The organism is Streptococcus sp. k-402, from assembly GCF_013277515.1.
Taxonomy (GTDB): Bacteria; Bacillota; Bacilli; order Lactobacillales; family Streptococcaceae; genus Streptococcus.
In genome coordinates, this window is the sequence record NZ_VMNB01000005.1 from 100,371 (window position 1) to 122,197 (window position 21,827).

Annotated in this window: 26 protein-coding genes; 23 read left to right on the plus strand and 3 right to left on the minus strand. The window is 41.2% G+C overall.

Annotated features, from left to right (window positions below):
- Positions 1 to 5 precede the first annotated feature (5 nt).
- The 4 genes from grpE to dnaJ all read left to right on the plus strand — a co-directional run bounded on the left by grpE (position 6) and on the right by dnaJ (position 4,858).
- Positions 6 to 530: a nucleotide exchange factor GrpE gene (grpE, locus tag HT724_RS04795; RefSeq protein ID WP_000046038.1), complete on the plus strand. Its 525-nt coding sequence runs from the start codon at positions 6 to 8 to the stop codon at positions 528 to 530.
- A gap of 253 nt (positions 531 to 783) precedes the next feature.
- Positions 784 to 2,607 carry a molecular chaperone DnaK gene (dnaK, locus tag HT724_RS04800; RefSeq protein WP_000034661.1) on the plus strand — a complete coding sequence of 608 codons (1,824 nt, stop codon included), beginning with the start codon at positions 784 to 786 and terminating at the stop codon, positions 2,605 to 2,607.
- 215 nt (positions 2,608 to 2,822) lie between these two features.
- Positions 2,823 to 3,455: a DJ-1/PfpI family protein gene (locus tag HT724_RS04805; RefSeq protein WP_173275324.1), complete on the plus strand. Its 633-nt coding sequence runs from the start codon at positions 2,823 to 2,825 to the stop codon at positions 3,453 to 3,455.
- A gap of 263 nt (positions 3,456 to 3,718) precedes the next feature.
- On the plus strand, positions 3,719 to 4,858 hold the full coding sequence (dnaJ, locus tag HT724_RS04810) for a molecular chaperone DnaJ (protein WP_050275809.1): 1,140 nt from the start codon (positions 3,719 to 3,721) through the stop codon (positions 4,856 to 4,858).
- A gap of 279 nt (positions 4,859 to 5,137) precedes the next feature.
- On the opposite strand, the gene HT724_RS04815 is transcribed toward dnaJ, so the two are convergent.
- Together HT724_RS04815 and HT724_RS04820 are read right to left on the minus strand one after the other, a co-directional pair.
- Positions 5,138 to 5,425 carry a hypothetical protein gene (locus HT724_RS04815; RefSeq protein WP_173275326.1) on the minus strand — a complete coding sequence of 96 codons (288 nt, stop codon included), beginning with the start codon at positions 5,423 to 5,425 and terminating at the stop codon, positions 5,138 to 5,140.
- Between the two features lie 9 nt (positions 5,426 to 5,434).
- Complete coding sequence (locus HT724_RS04820; protein ID WP_173253709.1) at positions 5,435 to 5,845, minus strand: HIT family protein; 411 nt, start codon at positions 5,843 to 5,845, stop codon at positions 5,435 to 5,437.
- A 67-nt stretch (positions 5,846 to 5,912) separates the two neighbouring features.
- Here HT724_RS04820 and HT724_RS04825 point away from each other — a divergent pair, with 67 nt between their 5' ends.
- Complete coding sequence (locus HT724_RS04825) at positions 5,913 to 6,644, plus strand: ABC transporter ATP-binding protein (protein ID WP_173275329.1); 732 nt, start codon at positions 5,913 to 5,915, stop codon at positions 6,642 to 6,644.
- Positions 6,641 to 7,690, plus strand: coding sequence for an ABC transporter permease (locus HT724_RS04830; RefSeq protein ID WP_173253707.1), 1,050 nt, complete (start codon positions 6,641 to 6,643; stop codon positions 7,688 to 7,690). The genes HT724_RS04825 and HT724_RS04830 overlap by 4 nt, the downstream gene beginning before the upstream one ends.
- A 61-nt stretch (positions 7,691 to 7,751) precedes the next feature.
- Here HT724_RS04830 and HT724_RS04835 read toward each other — a convergent pair whose 3' ends face one another.
- On the minus strand, positions 7,752 to 8,081 hold the full coding sequence (locus HT724_RS04835) for a helicase BlpT (RefSeq protein WP_173253706.1): 330 nt from the start codon (positions 8,079 to 8,081) through the stop codon (positions 7,752 to 7,754).
- Between the two features lie 295 nt (positions 8,082 to 8,376).
- Here HT724_RS04835 and HT724_RS04840 point away from each other — a divergent pair, with 295 nt between their 5' ends.
- From HT724_RS04840 to rbfA, 17 genes are all read left to right on the plus strand, one after another.
- Positions 8,377 to 9,114, plus strand: coding sequence for a response regulator transcription factor (locus HT724_RS04840; protein ID WP_001219150.1), 738 nt, complete (start codon positions 8,377 to 8,379; stop codon positions 9,112 to 9,114).
- A gap of 13 nt (positions 9,115 to 9,127) precedes the next feature.
- Positions 9,128 to 10,477 carry a sensor histidine kinase gene (locus HT724_RS04845; protein WP_004269600.1) on the plus strand — a complete coding sequence of 450 codons (1,350 nt, stop codon included), beginning with the start codon at positions 9,128 to 9,130 and terminating at the stop codon, positions 10,475 to 10,477.
- Between the two features lie 68 nt (positions 10,478 to 10,545).
- Positions 10,546 to 10,902 carry a hypothetical protein gene (locus tag HT724_RS04850; RefSeq protein ID WP_001036312.1) on the plus strand — a complete coding sequence of 119 codons (357 nt, stop codon included), beginning with the start codon at positions 10,546 to 10,548 and terminating at the stop codon, positions 10,900 to 10,902.
- 289 nt (positions 10,903 to 11,191) lie between these two features.
- Positions 11,192 to 11,311 (plus strand): PncF family bacteriocin immunity protein, encoded by a 120-nt coding sequence (locus HT724_RS04855; RefSeq protein WP_004269601.1) that lies wholly within the window; start codon positions 11,192 to 11,194, stop codon positions 11,309 to 11,311.
- A gap of 452 nt (positions 11,312 to 11,763) precedes the next feature.
- Positions 11,764 to 12,168 (plus strand): hypothetical protein, encoded by a 405-nt coding sequence (locus tag HT724_RS04860; RefSeq protein WP_000642960.1) that lies wholly within the window; start codon positions 11,764 to 11,766, stop codon positions 12,166 to 12,168.
- Between the two features lie 82 nt (positions 12,169 to 12,250).
- A complete protein-coding gene (locus HT724_RS04865) occupies positions 12,251 to 12,634 on the plus strand; it encodes a hypothetical protein (RefSeq protein ID WP_000877393.1) in 384 nt (127 codons plus the stop codon).
- A gap of 63 nt (positions 12,635 to 12,697) precedes the next feature.
- Positions 12,698 to 13,387 carry a CPBP family intramembrane glutamic endopeptidase gene (locus HT724_RS04870; protein WP_000716527.1) on the plus strand — a complete coding sequence of 230 codons (690 nt, stop codon included), beginning with the start codon at positions 12,698 to 12,700 and terminating at the stop codon, positions 13,385 to 13,387.
- A 41-nt stretch (positions 13,388 to 13,428) separates the two neighbouring features.
- On the plus strand, positions 13,429 to 13,677 hold the full coding sequence (gene blpZ / locus HT724_RS04875; RefSeq protein ID WP_173275332.1) for an immunity protein BlpZ: 249 nt from the start codon (positions 13,429 to 13,431) through the stop codon (positions 13,675 to 13,677).
- Between the two features lie 26 nt (positions 13,678 to 13,703).
- The gene (locus HT724_RS04880; RefSeq protein ID WP_173275335.1) at positions 13,704 to 14,315 is read left to right on the plus strand and encodes a type II CAAX endopeptidase family protein; all 612 of its coding nucleotides are present in this window, start codon (positions 13,704 to 13,706) and stop codon (positions 14,313 to 14,315) included.
- A gap of 160 nt (positions 14,316 to 14,475) precedes the next feature.
- On the plus strand, positions 14,476 to 15,270 hold the full coding sequence (locus tag HT724_RS04885; RefSeq protein WP_000363006.1) for a phosphotransferase family protein: 795 nt from the start codon (positions 14,476 to 14,478) through the stop codon (positions 15,268 to 15,270).
- Positions 15,267 to 15,902, plus strand: a complete 636-nt coding sequence (gene trmB / locus HT724_RS04890; RefSeq protein WP_173275337.1) for a tRNA (guanosine(46)-N7)-methyltransferase TrmB — start codon at positions 15,267 to 15,269, stop codon at positions 15,900 to 15,902. Before HT724_RS04885 ends, trmB begins: the two co-directional genes overlap by 4 nt.
- Positions 15,903 to 16,027: 125 nt before the next feature.
- Entirely contained in the window at positions 16,028 to 16,507 is a 480-nt protein-coding gene (gene rimP / locus HT724_RS04895) for a ribosome maturation factor RimP (protein ID WP_173275339.1), read from the plus strand.
- Between the two features lie 43 nt (positions 16,508 to 16,550).
- Entirely contained in the window at positions 16,551 to 17,687 is a 1,137-nt protein-coding gene (gene nusA, locus HT724_RS04900) for a transcription termination factor NusA (protein WP_173275341.1), read from the plus strand.
- Positions 17,688 to 17,708: 21 nt separating this feature from the next.
- Positions 17,709 to 18,002: a YlxR family protein gene (locus tag HT724_RS04905; protein ID WP_000857562.1), complete on the plus strand. Its 294-nt coding sequence runs from the start codon at positions 17,709 to 17,711 to the stop codon at positions 18,000 to 18,002.
- Positions 17,995 to 18,294, plus strand: a complete 300-nt coding sequence (locus HT724_RS04910; protein WP_001041390.1) for a YlxQ-related RNA-binding protein — start codon at positions 17,995 to 17,997, stop codon at positions 18,292 to 18,294. The genes HT724_RS04905 and HT724_RS04910 overlap by 8 nt, the downstream gene beginning before the upstream one ends.
- A gap of 16 nt (positions 18,295 to 18,310) precedes the next feature.
- Positions 18,311 to 21,196 (plus strand): translation initiation factor IF-2, encoded by a 2,886-nt coding sequence (gene infB / locus HT724_RS04915; RefSeq protein ID WP_173275344.1) that lies wholly within the window; start codon positions 18,311 to 18,313, stop codon positions 21,194 to 21,196.
- Between the two features lie 165 nt (positions 21,197 to 21,361).
- Positions 21,362 to 21,712 (plus strand): 30S ribosome-binding factor RbfA, encoded by a 351-nt coding sequence (gene rbfA, locus HT724_RS04920; protein ID WP_001273601.1) that lies wholly within the window; start codon positions 21,362 to 21,364, stop codon positions 21,710 to 21,712.
- The last annotated feature ends 115 nt before the right edge of the window (positions 21,713 to 21,827 follow it).

Sequence of the window (21,827 nt, forward strand, 5' to 3'; positions counted from 1 at the left end):
CGAAAATGGCCCAAGATATAAAAAATGAAGAAGTAGAAGAAGTCCAAGAAGAGGAAGTTGTGGAAACGGTAGAAGAAACAACTCCTGAGAAGTCAGAGTTGGACTTGGCAAATGAACGTGCAGATGAGTTCGAAAACAAATACCTTCGCGCTCATGCAGAAATGCAAAATATCCAACGCCGTGCCAATGAAGAGCGTCAAAACTTGCAACGTTATCGTAGCCAGGACTTAGCCAAAGCAATTCTCCCTTCTTTGGACAACCTTGAGCGTGCACTCGCCGTTGAAGGTTTGACAGATGATGTGAAGAAGGGCTTGGAAATGGTGCAAGAAAGCTTGATTCACGCTTTGAAAGAAGAAGGAATCGAAGAAATTGCAGCTGACGGTGAATTTGACCATAACTACCATATGGCCATCCAAACTCTCCCAGCAGACGATGAACACCCAGCAGATACCATCGCCCAAGTTTTCCAAAAAGGCTACAAACTCCATGACCGCATCCTAAGACCGGCTATGGTAGTGGTTTACAACTAGGCTAGATAGCTTAAAAAAAACTTGTCCGAAACGACAATAAACTATGAAGAAAGATAAAATATATTTGGCTTTGCAATAGTGAGCGAAGCGAACCAAAGACGATACTCTTCGCCGTGGCGCTATTTGCGCAAACTTTGAGACCTTAGGCTCAAAGTTTAGTCAAAGAGATTGACGAAGTCAAGCTCTGACGGCGCCGCCACTTAAGAAGAGTATCAAAAAGAAAAATAGAATATAAAATTTAAGGAGAAAACACATGTCTAAAATTATCGGTATTGACTTAGGTACAACAAACTCAGCAGTTGCAGTTCTTGAAGGAACTGAAAGCAAAATCATCGCAAACCCAGAAGGAAACCGCACAACTCCATCTGTAGTCTCATTCAAAAACGGCGAAATCATCGTTGGTGATGCTGCAAAACGTCAAGCAGTTACAAATCCAGATACAGTCATCTCTATCAAATCTAAAATGGGAACTTCTGAAAAAGTTTCTGCTAACGGAAAAGAATACACTCCACAAGAAATTTCAGCTATGATTCTTCAATACTTGAAAGGCTACGCTGAAGACTACCTTGGTGAAAAAGTAACTAAAGCAGTTATCACAGTTCCAGCTTACTTCAACGATGCTCAACGTCAAGCAACCAAAGACGCTGGTAAAATCGCTGGTCTTGAAGTAGAACGTATCGTCAATGAACCAACTGCAGCCGCTCTTGCTTACGGTTTGGACAAGACTGATAAAGAAGAAAAAATCTTGGTATTCGACCTTGGTGGTGGTACATTTGACGTCTCTATCCTTGAATTGGGTGACGGTGTCTTCGATGTATTGTCAACTGCAGGGGACAACAAACTTGGTGGTGATGACTTTGACCAAAAAATCATCGACCACTTGGTAGCAGAATTCAAGAAAGAAAACGGTATTGACTTGTCTACTGACAAGATGGCAATGCAACGTTTGAAAGATGCAGCTGAAAAAGCGAAGAAAGACCTTTCTGGTGTAACTTCAACTCAAATCAGCTTGCCATTTATCACTGCTGGTGAAGCTGGACCTCTTCACTTGGAAATGACCTTGACTCGTGCGAAATTTGACGATTTGACTCGTGACCTTGTAGAACGTACAAAAGTTCCAGTTCGTCAAGCCCTTTCAGATGCAGGTTTGAGTTTGTCAGAAATCGACGAAGTTATCCTTGTTGGTGGTTCAACTCGTATCCCAGCCGTTGTAGAAGCTGTTAAAGCTGAAACTGGTAAAGAACCAAACAAATCAGTAAACCCTGACGAAGTAGTTGCTATGGGTGCTGCCATCCAAGGTGGTGTTATCACTGGTGATGTTAAAGACGTTGTCCTTCTTGATGTAACACCATTGTCACTTGGTATCGAAACAATGGGTGGTGTCTTCACAAAACTCATCGACCGTAACACAACAATTCCAACATCTAAATCACAAGTCTTCTCAACTGCTGCAGACAACCAACCAGCCGTTGATATCCATGTTCTTCAAGGTGAACGCCCAATGGCAGCAGATAACAAGACTCTTGGACGTTTCCAATTGACAGATATCCCAGCTGCACCTCGTGGAATTCCTCAAATCGAAGTAACATTTGACATTGACAAGAACGGTATCGTTTCTGTTAAGGCTAAAGACCTTGGAACTCAAAAAGAACAAACAATTGTCATCCAATCAAACTCAGGCTTGACTGACGAAGAAATTGACCGCATGATGAAAGATGCAGAAGCTAATGCTGAAGCAGATAAGAAACGTAAAGAAGAAGTGGACCTTCGTAACGAAGTAGACCAAGCAATCTTCGCAACTGAAAAGACTATCAAGGAAACTGAAGGAAAAGGTTTCGACGCAGAACGTGATGCTGCCCAAGCTGCCCTTGATGACCTTAAGAAAGCTCAAGAAGACAACAACTTGGACGACATGAAAGCAAAACTTGAAGCGTTGAACGAAAAAGCTCAAGGACTTGCTGTGAAACTCTATGAACAAGCTGCAGCAGCTCAACAAGCTCAAGCAGGAGCAGAAGGCGCACAAGCAACAGGAAACGCAGGCGATGACGTCGTAGATGGAGAGTTTACTGAAAAATAAGATGCAAAGCCCGTTAAAACCTCACAGTGAAAATAGGAAATCTTACGTAGAAACTTTAGTTTCTAGAAAGATTTATCTTTTTCACCAAGAGGTTAGGGCGTGCTCAATTTAGCATTACTAGTTTGATTTTTAAAACTCGAGCGTCGTAATGATAAGAAGAAATCCAGAGGTTGCAACCCAGCCTCTGTTTTTCGATAAAATAGAGGATGTTGCGTATGAAAAAAGTACTTTGTATCATTTATCCTAATTTTTCTCTTTATGAGATAACCGCTTTAACAAGTACTTTAGCTCTGTCTTTTGATATCACGATTGATTATGTCGCTTCTGAGAATTCGATGGTGGTCTCTGAGGATGGTTTGTCCTGTCAACCGACGAAAACATTGGATCAGATCCGTATAGAAGATTATTCTTGTGTGATTTTGCCAGGAATGGTAAATATAGGTCCTGCTCTACAAGATGAGAGATTGATCTCGTTTTTGAGAAGTCTTAATGAGCAAGATATCCTAATTGCAGCCATTTCTTCAGCGCCCCTTTTATTGGCGAAATCAGGCTTGTTGAACGACACGAAATTTACAGGTGGAATTTGGCAAAACTTCTTTGACTATTTTAAATTTCTTCCACGTGAGAATTTCCAACCGAAAGTTCTTGTCCAAGATAAACAAATCATTACGGCTATCGGTTTTGCACATCAAGAGTTTGCAAGAAAAGTGATTTTCGGTTTAGGGTTGGCAGAGAATACGGACAACTATTTTAAAGAACAGAACGAGTATGCTGAAGAGGATTTGATATTTACTCTATCGGACAAAGAGTTTGATGAAGTGAAGCAGAGTATAGAAAACATCCTCTAAAGATTTACATGAAAATTATAGAAAGGAACAAAGGTGTTCGTGACTGAACACGGGTTCCCAAATTTCTTACTCAATATAACAGAAAGGAATTGAACCTGACCTAAATCGAGGTTTGATTCAAAATATCAATAGAAAGGAACAAAGGTGTTCAGGGAATTGAACCCGACCTAAATTCTCGGAAAAAAGATAAATCTGTCTAGGAGCATCGCTCCAGCGTCAGATTTCCTATTTTTCAGTCGAATTTTACGGTCTTGGTATCTTGTATGAACAATACTGAATTTTATGATCGTCTGGGGGTGTCAAAAAACGCTTCGGCAGACGAGATCAAAAAGGCTTATCGTAAGCTTTCGAAAAAATACCACCCAGATATCAACAAGGAGCCTGGTGCTGAGGAAAAGTACAAGGAAGTTCAGGAAGCCTATGAGACTTTGAGTGACGACCAAAAACGTGCTGCCTATGACCAATATGGTGCTGCTGGAGCCAACGGTGGCTTTGGAGGCTTTGGTGGTGGAGCTGGCGGTTTCAATGGGGCAGGAGGCTTCGGTGGTTTTGAAGATATCTTCTCAAGTTTCTTCGGCGGAGGCGGTGCTTCACGCAATCCAAATGCTCCTCGTCAGGGGGATGACCTCCAGTATCGTGTGAATTTGACTTTTGAAGAAGCTATTTTTGGAGCTGAAAAAGAAGTCAAGTACAACCGTGAAGCAAGCTGTCGTACATGTAATGGCTCAGGTGCTAAACCAGGAACAAGTCCAGTTACTTGTGGACGCTGTCATGGCGCTGGTGTCATTAACGTCGATACGCAGACTCCGCTTGGTATGATGCGTCGCCAAGTAACCTGTGATGTCTGTCATGGTCGCGGAAAAGAAATCAAAGATCCATGTACAACTTGTCACGGAACAGGTCATGAAAAACAAGCCCATAGTGTACATGTAAAAATCCCTGCTGGTGTGGAAACTGGTCAACAAATTCGCCTAGCAGGTCAAGGTGAAGCAGGCTTTAACGGTGGACCTTATGGTGACTTGTATGTGGTGGTTTCTGTGGAAGCTAGTGATAAGTTTGAACGTGAAGGAACCACTATCTTCTACAATCTCAACCTCAACTTTGTCCAAGCAGCTCTTGGTGACACAGTAGATATTCCAACTGTTCACGGTGATGTTGAATTGGTTATACCAGAGGGAACTCAGACTGGTAAGAAATTCCGTTTACGTGGCAAGGGAGCTCCGAGTCTTCGTGGTGGTGCAGTTGGTGACCAATACGTTACTGTTAATGTCGTAACACCGACAGGCTTGAACGACCGCCAAAAAGCAGCCTTGAAAGAATTCGCAGCTGCTGGTGATTTAAAAGTCAATCCAAAGAAAAAGGGCTTCTTTGACCATATTAAAGATGCCTTTGAAGGAGAATAAAGCAAAAAGAGCCGAGTGGCTCTTTTTTGTTTATAGATTTTTTAAGACTTTCCTTAAGTAATGACGGACGGTAGCGACCTTCTTCGAAGTTCCGTACCTAAATTTTGAGCCTAGGTCTCAAAGTTTCTGGACACCTAAAACCAAACTGTTTCAGGTGTTTTCATTACGGCGGAAAGTCTTCGATTTAGTTGTGAAATGGTGAATGAGCTGCCTAAATTATGATGTATAGTTGATGAAATATAACTTGTTTACGTTTTAAAAAGAGCCGTTGGGCTCTTTTTACTTATCTTCAGTTTCCTGTGTTTCTTTGATAACAGCTAGTCTAGTCTGGATATCCTTTTCCAAGACCTTAAACTTGTAAGTCAGGTCTTCTTGGTATTCCTTGATGAGTTCTTTTTGCTGGTCAATGATTTGTAGGCTGTTTTGGATAATATCCACATCATCCTTGATAGATTGAACGCGGTCAGTGGTATTCAAGACTTCATCTGTGATGGTTTGGCGATTTTTTGTGACCAAATAACTTCCAGCTGCAGCTCCTGCAAATAGCAGTAGGTTGGATAATTTCATGGCAACTCCTTAGGCGTTTTTGATAGTTTCAGCGACTTGAGCAAGTTTGTCAAAGTCTGGTTCGTGGGCAATAAAATCAATCTTGAGGTCATCGTCCGCACTGTAGCGAGGCACGAGGTGAACGTGGGTATGAAAGACGGTTTGCCCTGCGATTTCTTCACAGTTGGCAATGATATTCATACCAGTAGCCTTGGTAGCTTTCATGACTTTTTGAGCTACTTTTGGTACTTGGGCAAAGAGTTGGCTGGCGCTAGTAGCATCCATTTCCAAAAGATTGCGATAGTGCTTTTTAGGTACGACCAAGGTATGTCCTGGTGTCACTTGAGAGATATCAAGAAAGGCAAGAACCTGCTCATCTTCATATACTTTTGAAGCAGGAATTTCCCCTGCGATGATTTTACAAAAAATGCAATCTGACATAAAATCTACCTCTACTGTATTGAATTTTGATATAATATAGCTACATTATACCAGATTTGGAGAAAATATGTTAGAAATTAAAAACCTGACAGGTGGCTATGTTCATGTTCCTGTTTTGAAAGATGTGTCTTTTACCGTTGAAAGTGGACAGTTGGTCGGTTTGATTGGTCTCAATGGTGCTGGGAAATCGACGACTATCAATGAGATTATCGGTCTGTTGACACCTTATAGTGGCTCTATCAATATCAATGACTTGACCCTGCAAGAAGATGCGACAAGTTACCGCAAGCAGATTGGCTACATTCCAGAAACGCCCAGCCTGTATGAGGACTTGACCCTCAGAGAGCATATCGAAACGGTTGCTATGGCTTATGGTATTGAGCAGAAAGTGGCTTTTGATCGAGTGGAACCTTTGTTAAAAATGTTCCGTCTGGACCAGAAATTGGACTGGTTTCCTGTTCATTTTTCAAAAGGGATGAAGCAGAAGGTCATGATTATCTGTGCTTTTGTGGTGGATCCAAGTCTTTTCATAGTGGATGAGCCCTTCCTTGGTCTGGATCCGCTAGCTATTGCAGACTTGATTCAGCTTTTGGAAGTGGAAAAGCAAAAGGGCAAGTCCATTCTCATGAGTACCCACGTGCTGGATTCGGCGGAGAAGATGTGTGATGCCTTTGTCATTCTTCACAAGGGAGAGGTGCGTGCCAAGGGAAATCTCCTGCAACTGCGCGAAGCCTTTGATATGCCTGAGGCTAGTTTGAATGATATTTACTTGGCTCTGACCAAAGAGGAGGAGCTATGAGAGACTTGTTTTTAAAGAGAAAGCAGGCTTTTCGTAAGGAGTGTCTTGGTTATCTGCGCTATGTTCTCAATGACCACTTTGTCTTGTTCCTGCTTGTTCTGCTGGGATTTCTAGCCTACCAGTACAGTCAACTCTTGCAAGATTTTCCTGAAAATCATTGGCCTATCCTTTTGTTTGTAGGAATTACCTCTGTTTTACTGTTGCTTTGGGGAGGAATTGCCACCTATATGGAGGCTCCAGACAAGCTCTTTCTCTTGGTTGGAGAAGAGGAAATCAAGCTCCATCTCAAGCGTCAAACTGGCATTTCCCTAGTCTTTTGGCTCTTTGTCCAGACCCTTTTCTTGCTGTTATTTGCGCCTTTATTTTTAGCAATGGGCTATGGCTTGCCTGTTTTTCTGGTCTATGTGCTTTTATTGGGAGTAGGTAAATATTTCCTCTTTCGTCAAAAGGCCAGCAAATTTTTCACGGAAACTGGACTGGACTGGGACTATGTCATTTCCCAAGAAAGCAAGCGTAAGCAAGTCTTGCTTCGTTTCTTTGCCCTCTTTACGCAGGTCAAGGGGCTTTCAAACAGCGTCAAGCGTCGTGCTTATCTGGACTTTATCCTAAAGGCTGTTCAGAAGGTGCCTGGGAAGATTTGGCAAAATCTCTATCTGCGTTCTTATCTGCGAAATGGAGACCTCTTTGCCCTCAGTCTCCGTCTGCTCTTGCTTTCCATACTGGCGCAGGTCTTTATCGAGCAAGCTTGGATTGCGACAGCAGTGGTAGTTCTCTTTAACTACCTCTTGCTCTTCCAGTTGCTGGCCCTCTATCATGCCTTTGACTACCAGTATTTGACCCAACTCTTTCCACTAGACAAGGGGCAAAAGGAAAAAGGCTTGCAGGCTGTAGTCCGAGGATTGACCAGTTTTGTTTTACTTGTGGAATTAGTTGTTGGGTTGATTACCTTCCAAGAAAAACTAGCCCTTCTAGCCTTGCTGGGTGCAGGTTTGGTTTTACTAGTCTTGTACTTACCTTATCAAGTAAAACGTCAGATGCTGGATTAATCTTGCCTATATGACACTAAAAAAGAAGTTGAGTTCAGTTTGTCTCAGCTTCTTTTATTTTCTACAGGATAATGGTTGGTCCGTAGAGACTCAACTTGGTCTTGACTTGGTCAAAGTGGAAGCGGTCATAGGCCCGCCAAGCGGCGCGAGTTGGAGCATCTGGATTGAGGGCGCTGAGTCCCATGAGAAGACTGGAAGTCTGGTAGAATTTTTCCAGTTCAATCAAGACTCGATTATCCACTGTCTCAGCCTTGGCTAGAAAACCAAGAATAGAGTCTAATTGCTCCTGAAAGCGGACGTCGTCAGCGCTTGCCTGTTTGCATGCTTGGTAGGTTTTGTTTAAGTCAGTAATCAAGGTTTGAGCTCTTTTGATAGGGTCTGTATCTGTCATGAGAATTCCTCCTCTAATCTGGGTGCTAGTCTTGTTTCTAGCAACTGTGTTTTGATACTGTCAGTCTATCACTTTTATCTCCTTTTCAACCATAAAATCTTTAATTGTCCTTGAAATTTCCTGAATGGTACTGTTAAGATTTTATGATAAAATAGTGGTAAGATTATCATGCTTATTTGAGGAACAAGCTACCCTTCAGGAGCATTAAAGGCCTGTTTAGGATTTGGTTGGCTTGTATCATAGTATTTTTGCTATTCTCTTTTTAGGAAGAAATCGAAACAAGGAGAGTAAGAAGATGAGAATATTTGTTTTAGAAGATGATTTTTCCCAACAGACTAGGATTGAAACGACCATTGAGAAACTCTTGAAAGAACATCACATCACTCCCAGCTCTTTTGAAGTTTTTGGCAAACCAGAGCAACTGCTGGCTGAAGTGCATGAGAAGGGGGCCCATCATCTATTCTTTTTGGATATTGAGATTCGAAATGAGGAGATGAAGGGTCTGGAAGTGGCTAGAAAGATTCGGGATAGGGATCCTTATGCTCTCATCGTCTTTGTGACGACTCACTCGGAGTTTATGCCCCTGTCCTTTCGCTACCAGGTGTCAGCTTTGGACTACATTGATAAGGCCCTTTCGGCAGAGGAGTTTGAATCTCGGATCGAGACAGCCCTCCTCTATGCCAATAGTCAGGATAGTAAAAGTCTGGCGGAAGATTGCTTTTACTTTAAATCAAAATTTGCTCAATTCCAGTATCCTTTTAAAGAGGTCTACTATCTCGAAACGTCGCCCAGAGCCCATCGTGTTATTCTCTATACCAAGACAGACAGGTTGGAATTTACAGCGAGTTTAGAGGAGGTTTTCAAGCAGGAGCCCCGTCTCTTGCAGTGCCATCGCTCTTTTCTCATTAATCCTGCCAATGTAGTTCGTTTGGATAAGAAAGAGAAACTCCTTTTCTTTCCCAATGGAGGAAGCTGTATGATTGCGCGTTATAAGGTCAGAGAAGTGTCTGAGGCCATCAATAACTTACATTGAGTGAGGTGCTGGAATGGAATTAGTTTGGAAGATAGTATATGTGTTTTTGATATCTGGATTGGAATTGTTTATATTTTTTAAGGTGGATGGAATTGTTCTAACTCTGGAGAGAGTTTTTAAGTCCTTTCTTTTTAAGCTACTTTTAGCAGTTGTTTTTGTAACGATTAGCTATATAGTAGGAAATACTTACCTAACTTATTTTATGGAACCCTTGTACGGCATTGGTTTATCTTTCTTATTGTTAAGAGGGCTTCCTAAAAAACTACTCTTCTTTTATGGTCTCTTCCCAATGATGTTGGTGAATCTTTTTTTCAGGGTAGTCTCCTATTTTGTGATTCCATTTTTGGGGCAAGGGCATGTGTATGATGACCGCTCTTTTATTTGGTTATGTATAAAAATTTTCATTTGCTTTATTTCTCTAGCCTTTTTGAAATGGTTAGACTATGATTTTACTAGTTTGAGAAGGGAGACTCTCGATAAAGGTTTTCAAAAGTCCCTGACTACGATTAACTGGATAATGGGGGCTTACTATCTAGTGATGCAAAGTCTGTCTTTCTTTGAATATGAACAAGGTATTCAATCAACGACTGTTCGCCATCTCATCCTAGTCTTTTACCTACTCTTTTTTATGGGTATTATCAAGAAGCTAGATACCTATTTGAAGGACAAACTCCATGAGAGATTGGACCAAGAACAGGCCTTGCGCTACAGAGATATGGAACGCTATAGTCGGCATATAGAGGAACTTTACAAGGAAGTCCGGAGTTTTCGCCATGACTACACCAACCTCTTGACCAGTTTACGTCTGGGCATTGAAGAGGAGGATATGGAGCAGATAAAAGAGGTCTACGACTCGGTCTTAAAGGATTCTAGTCAGAAATTGCAGGACAACAAATATGACCTTGGCAGATTGGTAAATATTCGGGACCGTGCCCTCAAAAGTCTTCTAGCAGGGAAATTTCTAAAAGCTAGAGATAAGAAGATTGTCTTTAATGTCGAAGTTCCTGAGGAGATTCAGGTCGAGGGGATGAGTCTACTTGATTTTCTAACCATTGTGTCCATCCTTTGTGACAATGCTATTGAAGCCAGTGCAGAGGCCAGTCAACCTCATGTTTCAATCGCCTTTTTAAAAAATGGAGCACAGGAGACCTTTATCATTGAAAATTCCATCAAAGAAGAGGGCATAGATATTTCTGAGATTTTCTCCTTTGGAGCCAGTTCTAAAGGGGAAGAGAGAGGAGTTGGTCTCTATACTGTTATGAAAATTGTGGAAAGCCATCCTAATACCAGTCTAAATACCACCTGTCAAAATCAAGTCTTTCGTCAGGTTTTAACAGTTCACTCGATGTCAGTTGATGATTAGAAGATCTGTGGAAAGAAGTACCGCCTGTAGCCATCAATTAAAATGCCATAGTATATGAGGTACCCTATATGAATAAGAAATCCTTTTTTATCATCTGTTCTACGTTGATTATAGCATCGAATCTTCTCATGATTTCCGTGGTGAATAAGGGAGAAGGAACAGGGAGCAACCTGTTTGTGATTGCTATAGCCTGTGTTATGTTACCAGTCTTTTTATATGCAGTTGAAAACCAACTGACTTCATTGATAAGAGTAGAATCAATACTCCTGATTCAGTTGGCAGTTATATCTCTACTCCGTCTTGTCAACAGAATAGGGAGTACGCCTGAAATTCTCAACATTATCATTACCCTTATCGCTTTGGCAAGTGGAACAGCTGCTATCCTTGTTGCGATCATGAGAATATATGAGAACATACGGAAGTGAGGGTGAGTAGTTTTCTATTTTGTATTTTCACATTGTCAAGTTCCCCAGGGCAAGTATGTTTTTCATGCTTGCTTTTTTTATTTTTAACAATTCAAGATGTTTTGATGACCGTTTGTGATTTGGATGGAAAATTTTAAAAAATAGTAGTATACTAGCCTTATTAAGGTTGTAATAGGACGAAAGTAAAAAGAGGTATTCCTCGTGAATGCAAAAACAACGTTACAATTGGCTATTATGGTTGCTTAAAGGCTTGAGCTTGTATGTAGAGGAGCTGTACTTGGAGGTAATTATGGATTTCAAAAGTTTTCTTATTGTTTTTGTTGTTGGTATGTTTGTTTCTTTTATTACTTCTTTAATTAGGGAAAAATTTTTAAAATCTCCAAAGAAGAATAAAGATAGATCTAATTAGATAAAGAGATTTTTTATCGCTAGTTTAATCTACAGGGGAGTTTCTTTAATATTGTTTCGCCTGTTAAAATGATATGTGATAGCAGGATAAAAAATCTACAAATTAAGTTGGTATCAATATGGTGTAAATGGCAAGTATGTTTTCCATGCTTGCTTTTTTAATTTTTTACAATTCAAGATGTTTTGATGACCATTTATGATGTGAGTGTTCCAAGGATAAAATGAGTGCTATACTAGCAGTGTAAAGGTTGTAGCTAAACTAAGATAAAGCATACATTTAGGAGGAAATTTTATGAAGAAAAAAATACTGATTATTTTCGTTCTATATCTGATCATGTCTACCCTTCTTTATCCGCTTAGGGAGAGTATTTGGTATCATCTATTTTATACCATAGCCTATATGATTGCGGTTGTGATCTATTTTGCTTTAACTAAAAAGAAAGGAGCAAAGAAATGAAAGCTTTTCTTGCTAAAAAACGGAACATCTTCCTTACGAGATTGTTCCTAGGTCAGTTGCCCTTGCTTGTCTCTACTTATCTATTTCTATCTCGTCAGTTTTTAAATTTTTCATTGGTTTTCCAATTTCTTTTAGTGGTTATTAACTTGGCCTCTATTTTGGTTACTGTTTACCTCACTAGGGAGATGAGGATAAGAGAGTTTGAAGATGATGATTTGGTTAGTCCTAGAACCAATCAACTTATGTATATCGGTTTGACAGGTTTTATGTCTATCATTTGTTTGTATAGAGGTATCACAGCAGGAGAATCTTACCAACAACTAATTGCCTATATTGGCGCTATTCTCTGCTTGCTTATCATGCTTTTGCTCATTTGGGGCTTGAAGTATTATAAAAAGTAGCTTGCCTTCTTCTTCTGACAGAATCTTTGATTAGAAGGCTCTATTAAACTGTCCGTGAAATAAGTGAATGGAGGTATTTAAAATGAAATATAGATTATTTCTTGTTATTTTCTTGAGTAGTGTGTTGAATATTCTTTTAGGGACATTTTTACAAATCTCTAATGTATCGATTGGGTGGCTTGTTCTCTACAGTGGATTATTTGAAGCAGGCATTTTCCTTCTTGCTAATAAAGGGGTGGCGGTAAAAATCAAGGAAGTAGACATTCGAAACCGCTTTAAATTTATTTTTGGAAAAACCTTATGGTTTCAAATTCTTTTGCTCATCTTTTTGATGGTCAAACTTTATCTTGGTTTGGATGCGAGGTTGATTTTATTCTATGGACATATTTTCATTGTCTTTAATGCCTTAATGTATCTATTATCTAGTAGTCAGGTTAGCCTTAAAAAGAACAAGCTGTCTTCTTAATCTTGCAGTAATAGAGCCTGACAAGGCGAGCCATCCTGTCTTGTAGATAGTAGGAGGAATTCTATGAAAAAACACCCTATTCTTTTCAAAACGAGTGCAATTCTTTCTTATTTGTTTCTGTTTTTCGGACTGTCTTGGACGACCCAATTTTGGAGCAATTATTGGGAGTTCTCGTCTTGGGTAGGAAATATTATCTGGATTCGAAACATCATCAGCCTTCTCTTTATCTGCTTGATGATTTGGATTTTGGTTAGGTCGGGCCATGCTTATCTCTTTCGTATCCCTAGAAAAAAGTGGTTGAGCTATTCCGTCCTGACGGTGTTAGCAGCTGTTGTGCTTATCTGTTTTAACTATCTGACAGCTAAACACGTTCAGGGGACGAACGAAGGTTGGAATTTGTTTATTGCCTATAGTGAGACCAATTTTGCGGAGTTTGGTGTTTACCTAACCTTAATCGTACTAGGACCTCTGATGGAAGAATTGGTGTGTAGAGGACTGCTTCAACATGCCTTCTTTAAGAATTCGAGGTGGGGGCTGGATCTTCTCTTTCCGTCATTCTTATTTGCCTTGCCCCACTTTTCTAGCTTGCCAAGTTTCGCAGATATTCTTGTCTATACGGCAGTGGGCTGTCTATTTGCCTGTCTAACACGTTATACGAAGAGTATCTATCCTTCTTATTCGATTCATATTGTTAATAATATCATCGCAAACTTACCATTTTTGCTCACTTTTTTACATAGGGTCTTGGGGTAAAAAAACAAAAGTCTTGCTTTTCAGCCATAGAGGAGGTTACCATGTATAAACACTTATTTTTCCTAGATTCCAAAACCTTAGACTGGTTGACTCCTTATATTCTGGTCTTGGCTTCTGACACCATTACCTTTAATGTTTTTGTGCTAACCTTTGTATCTGTTATGGCCTTTTATTTCCTAAACCCCATGCTATCTTTAATGGCTATCTTTTTAGGGGGTGGTTATGTGGTCGGATTTTGGTTACTCAAATGGTTTGTTTTGGAAAGACTAGAGTTAAAGGATGACTTGTAGGGAAGTTTGTTGAGGAGGATAATTTGATGGAGTTTTTTGATAAATTTCATGCCTTGTGCTTTGGATTTTTAGTACTAATAATCGTCATTACAGTTCCTTATACGATTAACCATGGGGATTTTTTTCAAAATGAGCCTGCACTGATTATTGTAAGTCTTCTTGTAACTTTGGTGAGTGTTACTTATGCTAGAAAGTTTGAAATGATTTCTTTTGGGATGTTAAGCAGGAAAGAACTTTTGCTGTTCATTGTAATCTTTCTTCTAAGTGTACTTGAGACGCTGGTTTATATTCATTTCTTTGCTATTTCTTCTGGCGCAGGAGTTCAACACTTGGCGGAAGTCAGCAGAGGAATTTCCCTGTCTTTGATTTTGACTTCCTCAGTTTTTGGCCCCATCCAGGAGGAACTCATTTTCAGAGGACTTCTTCAAGGTGCGGTTTTTGACAATTCTTGGTTAGGGCTTGTGCTAACTTCCTCTCTCTTTTCTTTTATGCATGGTCCTTCTAATGTCCCTTCGTTTATTTTTTATCTACTTGGGGGCTTGTTGCTGGGCTTTGCTTATAAAAAGAGCCAAAACCTATGGGTTTCTACTCTAGTTCACATGTTTTACAATGCTTGGCCACTCTTATATTATTTATAAAAATCATGAAAGGTAAGCAGAAGACGGTGCTTGCCTTTTTCTTTCTATAATGATACCCAAGCCAATCCAGAGGCTTTTCTTTGAGAATCGGGTGTGGAGCGGTTGACGAATAGGCCAAAAACTAGTAGAATAGTAAGGAAACTTTATACGGAGGAAAGAAATGGATTTGGGTGATAATGAGCTAACACTGACTCCCATACCTGGGAAAAGTGGCAAGGCTTATATGGGTAGCTATCCTGATGGGAAGCGTATCTTTGTAAAAATGAACACCTCTCCAATCCTACCTGGTCTAGCTAGAGAACAAATTGCTCCACAATTATTATGGAGTCGCCGTTTGGCAGATGGGCGTGATATGTGTGCTCAAGAATGGTTGACAGGCAAGATATTGACCCCCTATGATATGAATCGTAAACAAATCGTCAATATTTTGACTCGTCTGCATCGCTCACGTCCGTTGATGACACAGTTGAGTCGTTTGGGCTATGCCATGGAAACACCTGTAGATTTACTACAGTCTTGGCAAGAAACGGCTCCAGATGCTTTGCGTAAAAATCATTTTATCAGTGAAGTGATGGCTGATTTACGTCAGACTATTCCAGGATTTAGAGAGGACTATGCGACCATTGTCCATGGAGATGTACGACATAGTAATTGGATTGAGACAGATAGTGGCTTGATTTATTTGGTAGATTGGGATTCGGTTCGCTTGACCGACCGCATGTTTGATGTGGCCCATATGCTCTGCCATTATATTCCAGAACATCAGTGGAAGGAATGGTTGACCTACTACGGTTACAAGTACAATCAAACGGTATTAAGTAAATTGTATTGGTACGGTCAATTGTCTTATTTGAGCCAGATTTCCAAGTATTATATGAACCAAGATTTAGAAAATGTTAATCGGGAGATTCATGGCCTGCGTCACTTCCGAGACAAGTATGGAAAGAGAAGATGAGAGTTAGAAATCGTAAAGGGGCGACAGAATTACTAGAGGCAAATCCCCAGTATGTGGTCCTCAATCCCTTGGAAGCCAAGGGGAAATGGCGGGACTTGTTTGGCAATGACAAGCCCATTCATGTGGAAGTTGGAAGTGGAAAGGGTGTCTTTGTTTCAGGTATGGCCAAGCAAAACCCTGATATCAACTATATCGGGATTGATATTCAAAAGTCTGTTTTGAGCTACGCTTTGGACAAGGTGCTTGAAGTTGGAGTTCCTAATATCAAGCTCTTGTGGGTGGATGGTTCTGACTTGACTGACTACTTTGAAGACGGTGAGATTGATCGCTTGTATCTGAACTTTTCAGATCCTTGGCCGAAAAAACGCCATGAAAAGCGTCGTTTGACCTACAAAACCTTCTTGGATACCTTCAAGCGCATCTTGCCTGAAAATGGAGAAATTCATTTCAAGACGGATAACCGTGGCTTGTTTGAGTACAGCCTAGTGAGCTTTTCTCAGTATGGCATGAAGCTCAATGGTGTTTGGCTTGATTTACATGCCAGTGATTTTGAAGGCAATGTCATGACAGAATATGAGCAAAAATTCTCCAACAAGGGGCAAGTTATCTACCGAGTTGAGGCAGAATTTTAAGAAAAAGCCTGAAATCAGGCTGTATAAGTGCTTTTGCTTTACATAAGTTAGCAAACGTGCTATACTAAGAGTAAGAATATGAAAAGTGAGGCGGGGAAATATCTTCGCCTCTTGCTTATGAGGAGGTGGACGCAATCGCAACAATCATAGAATTAGTCAGAGAAGTTGTAGAACCTGTCATCCAAGCGCCTTTCGAACTCGTGGATATCGAGTATGGAAAGATTGGCAGTGACATGATTCTCAGTATTTTTGTAGATAAACCTGAAGGAATTACCTTGAACGATACAGCGGACTTGACAGAAATTATCAGTCCTGTCCTAGACACCATCAAGCCAGATCCCTTCCCAGAACAATATTTCCTAGAAATCACTAGTCCAGGCTTGGAACGTCCTTTGAAAACCAAGGATGCCGTCGCTGGAGCGATTGGGAAATACATCCATGTCGGGCTCTACCAAGCCATCGATAAGCAAAAGGTCTTTGAAGGAACCTTGTTGGCCTTCGAAGAGGACGAGTTGACTATGGAATATATGGACAAGACGCGTAAGAAAACCGTCCAAATTCCATACAGTTTAGTATCAAAAGCACGTTTAGCAGTTAAATTATAGAAAAAGAAAGGATAGCTTTTGAGGATTCAAAAGTGAAGAAAACATGAGTAAAGAAATGCTAGAGGCCTTCCGCATTTTGGAAGAAGACAAGGGAATCAAAAAAGAAGATATCATCGACGCAGTAGTAGAGTCGCTTCGTTCCGCTTATCGCAGACGCTATGGTCAATCAGACAGTGTAGCTATTGATTTCAACGAAAAAACAGGTGACTTTACAGTTTATACTGTTCGTGAAGTGGTTGATGAAGTATTTGATAGTCGTTTGGAAATCAGCTTAAAAGATGCTCTTGCCATTAACTCAGCTTACGAGCTTGGTGACAAGATTAAATTTGAAGAAGCACCAGGTGAGTTTGGTCGTGTGGCAGCCCAATCTGCCAAACAAACCATCATGGAAAAAATGCGCAAGCAAACACGTGCCATTACTTACAATACTTACAAAGAACATGAACAAGAAATCATGTCTGGTACGGTAGAACGCTTTGACAACCGCTTTATCTATGTCAACCTTGGCAGTATCGAAGCCCAATTGTCAAAACAAGACCAAATTCCTGGTGAAGTTTTTGCTTCTCATGATCGTATCGAAGTGTATGTCTACAAGGTTGAAGACAACCCTCGCGGTGTCAACGTCTTTGTTAGCCGTAGCCATCCAGAAATGATCAAACGTTTGATGGAGCAAGAAATTCCAGAAGTTTATGATGGAACTGTTGAAATCATGAGCGTGGCCCGTGAAGCTGGTGACCGTACTAAGGTTGCCGTTCGCAGTCATAATCCAAACGTGGACGCTATCGGTACAATCGTTGGACGTGGTGGTGCTAATATCAAGAAGATTACTAGCAAGTTCCATCCAGCTCGCTACGATGCTAAAAATGACCGCATGGTACCAATCGAAGAAAATATTGATGTTATCGAGTGGGTAGCAGATCCAGCTGAATTTATCTACAATGCCATCGCTCCTGCTGAGGTTGACCAAGTTATCTTTGATGAAAACGACAGCAAACGTGCCTTGGTGGTTGTTCCTGATAACAAGCTTTCTCTTGCTATCGGTCGTCGTGGGCAAAACGTTCGCTTGGCGGCTCACTTGACTGGTTACCGTATCGATATCAAGTCTGCTAGTGAATTTGAAGCCATGGAAGAAGCTGGTTTGGTAGATTTGGAAGCAGAAAACGATACTGTAGAAGAATAAAAGCTGCTAGAGGAGGGAAAGATGAAAACGAGAAAAATCCCTTTGCGCAAGTCTGTCGTGTCTAACGAAGTGATTGATAAGCGAGATTTGCTCCGCATTGTCAAAAACAAGGAAGGACAAGTCTTTATTGATCCGACAGGCAAGGCCAATGGCCGTGGCGCTTATATCAAACTAGACAATGCAGAAGCCCTAGAGGCGAAAAAGAAGAAGGTCTTTAACCGTAGCTTTAGCATGGAAGTTGAAGAAAGCTTTTATGACGAGTTGATCGCTTATGTGGATCACAAAGTGAAAAGAAGAGAGTTAGGACTTGAATAAGCAAAAGATAAGCAATCTCTTGGGACTTGCTCAGCGAGCAGGGCGGATTATATCGGGTGAAGAATTGGTGGTCAAGGCCATTCAAGACGGCAAGGCCAAGTTGGTCTTTCTAGCCCATGATGCTGGACCCAATCTGACCAAGAAGATTCAAGATAAAAGTCATTATTATCAAGTAGAAATTGTAACCGTGTTTTCAACACTGGAATTAAGCATAGCAGTCGGAAAATCAAGAAAGGTTTTGGCTGTGACAGATGCTGGATTTACAAAGAAAATGAGGTCTCTTATGGAATAGAAGAGGAGGACATGATTTGTCTAAGAAAAGATTGTACGAAATCGCAAAAGAACTTGGAAAAGAAAGTAAGGAAGTTGTAGCGCGTGCAAAAGAGTTGGGCTTGGATGTGAAAAGCCACTCATCAAGTGTGGAAGAAGCTGTCGCTGCAAAAATCGCTGCCAGCTTTAAGCCTGCAGCTGCTCCGAAAGCAGAAGCAAAACCTGCAGCACCAAAAGCAAGTACAGAAAAGAAAGCCGAAAAATCTGAGCCAGCTAAACCAGCTGTAGCCAAGGAAGAGGCAAAACCTGCAGCCCCAAAAGCAAGTGCAGAAAAGAAAGCCGAAAAGTCTGAACCAGTAAAACCAGCTGTAGCCAAGGAAGAGGCAAAACCAGCTGAGCCAGTCGCTCCGAAAACAGAAAAAGTAGCGGCTAAACCACAAAGCCGTAATTTCAAGGCTGAGCGTGAAGCCCGTGCCAAAGAGCAGGCAGAACGACGCAAGCAAAATAAGGGCAATAACCGTGACCAACAACAAAACGGGAACCGTCAGAAAAACGACGGTCGCAATGGTGGAAAACAAGGTCAAGGCAACCGCGACAATCGTCGCTTTAATGACCAAGCTAAGAAACAGCAAGGTCAGCAAAATCGTGGAAATGAGCGCCGTCAACAAGGGGACAAACGTCCAAATCAAGCGGCTCCACGTGTTGACTTTAAAGCCCGTGCAGCAGCCCTAAAAGCAGAGCAAAATGCAGAGTACGCACGTTCAAGCGAGGAACGCTTCAAGCAGTATCAGGCTGCTAAAGAAGCCTTGGCTCAAGCTAATAAACGCAAGGAACCAGAGGAAATCTTTGAAGAAGCGGCTAAGTTAGCTGAACAAGCGCAACAAGCACAGCAAGTTCAAGCAGTGGTTGAAGTCGTCCCTGAGAAAAAAGAACCTGCAGTGGATACACGTCGTAAAAAACAAGCTCGACCAGACAAAAATCGTGACGATTATGATCACGAAGAAGATGGTCCTAGAAAACAACAAAAGAATCGAAGTAGTCAAAATCAAGTGAGAAATCAAAAGAATAGTAACTGGAATAACAACAAAAAGAACAAAAAAGGCAATAACAAGAACAACCGTAATCAGACTCCAAAACCTGTTACAGAGCGTAAATTCCATGAATTGCCAACAGAATTTGAGTATACAGATGGTATGACCGTTGCGGAAATCGCAAAACGTATCAAACGTGAACCAGCTGAAATCGTTAAGAAACTCTTTATGATGGGTGTCATGGCCACACAAAACCAATCCTTGGATGGAGAAACCATCGAACTCCTCATGGTGGATTATGGTATTGAAGCTAAACAAAAGGTTGAAGTGGATAATGCCGACATCGAACGTTTCTTTGTCGAAGATGGTTATCTCAATGAAGATGAATTGGTTGAGCGTCCACCAGTTGTAACCATCATGGGACACGTTGACCATGGTAAAACAACTCTTTTGGATACCCTTCGTAACTCTCGCGTTGCGACAGGTGAAGCAGGTGGTATCACTCAGCATATCGGTGCCTACCAAATCGTGGAAAATGGCAAGAAGATTACCTTCCTTGATACACCAGGACACGCGGCCTTTACATCTATGCGTGCGCGCGGTGCATCTGTTACCGATATTACTATCCTGGTCGTAGCGGCAGATGACGGGGTTATGCCTCAGACAATTGAAGCCATCAACCACTCAAAAGCAGCCAACGTTCCAATCATCGTAGCCATTAACAAGATTGATAAACCAGGTGCCAACCCAGAACGTGTTATCGGTGAATTGGCAGAGCATGGTGTCATGTCAACCGCTTGGGGTGGAGATTCTGAATTTGTTGAAATCTCAGCTAAATTCAACCAAAACATCGAAGAATTGTTGGAAACAGTCCTTCTTGTGGCTGAAATCCAAGAACTTAAAGCAGACCCAACAGTTCGTGCGATCGGTACAGTTATCGAAGCACGCTTGGATAAAGGAAAAGGTGCGGTCGCAACCCTTCTTGTTCAACAAGGTACCTTGAATGTCCAAGACCCAATCGTTGTCGGAAATACCTTCGGTCGTGTCCGTGCCATGACCAATGACCTTGGTCGTCGTGTTAAGGTTGCAGGGCCATCAACACCAGTTTCAATCACAGGTTTGAACGAAGCGCCAATGGCAGGTGACCACTTTGCTGTTTACGAAGATGAAAAATCTGCGCGTGCAGCTGGTGAAGAACGTGCCAAACGTGCCCTTATGAAGCAACGTCAAGCTACCCAACGTGTCAGCCTTGAAAACCTCTTTGATACCCTTAAAGCTGGTGAACTCAAATCAGTTAACGTTATTATCAAGGCCGATGTACAAGGTTCAGTTGAAGCCCTTTCTGCATCACTTCAGAAAATCGATGTGGAAGGTGTTAAAGTTACCATCGTTCACTCAGCGGTTGGTGCTATCAACGAATCAGACGTGACCCTTGCTGAAGCTTCAAATGCCTTTATCGTTGGTTTCAATGTACGCCCTACACCACAAGCTCGTCAACAAGCAGAAGCTGACGATGTGGAAATCCGTCTCCACAGTATTATCTACAAGGTTATCGAAGAGATGGAAGAAGCTATGAAAGGGATGCTTGATCCAGAATTTGAAGAAAAAGTTATCGGTGAAGCAGTTATCCGTGAAACCTTCAAGGTGTCTAAAGTGGGAACTATCGGTGGATTCATGGTTATCAACGGTAAGGTTACCCGTGACTCTAAAGTCCGTGTTATCCGTGACGGTGTCGTTATCTATGACGGTGAACTTGCAAGCTTGAAACACTACAAAGACGACGTTAAAGAAGTTACAAACGGTCGTGAAGGTGGATTGATGATCGATGGCTACAATGATATCAAGACTGATGATGTGATTGAGGCTTATGTCATGGAAGAAATCAAGAGATAATAGAGAAACGATAGCTCATTTGACTCGTCGTCAACAGCGCCTTGATGAACTTTAGTTCTATCTAAGGCTTGTTTCCTAGATTCAAATGGCTCTAGTTCCTCTATCTAATAGAAATAGCTAGGTCTGCTGGCCTAGCTTTTGGTTCAAAGTAGAGAAAGGAATATCATGGCAAATCATTTCCGTACGGATCGTGTGGGCATGGAAATCAAGCGTGAAGTCAATGAGATTTTGCAAAAGAAAGTCCGTGATCCGCGTGTCCAAGGCGTGACCATCACAGATGTTCAGATGCTGGGTGACTTGTCTGTTGCCAAGGTTTACTACACCATTTTGAGTAACCTTGCTTCAGATAATCAAAAAGCCCAAATCGGGCTTGAGAAAGCAACTGGTACCATCAAACGTGAACTTGGTCGCAATTTGAAATTGTACAAAATCCCAGATTTGACCTTCGTCAAAGACGAGTCCATCGAATATGGAAACAAGATTGATGAAATGTTACGCAATCTGGATAAGAACTAAGAAGAGGGGCAACCCTCTTTTTTTGGTGGGGAAAATAGGTGGAATTTGAAATGGAAAAATATTCTTTTAAGAAAGGGATTCTGTATTTTTTAATGTTATCTAATTAGAAAATGCT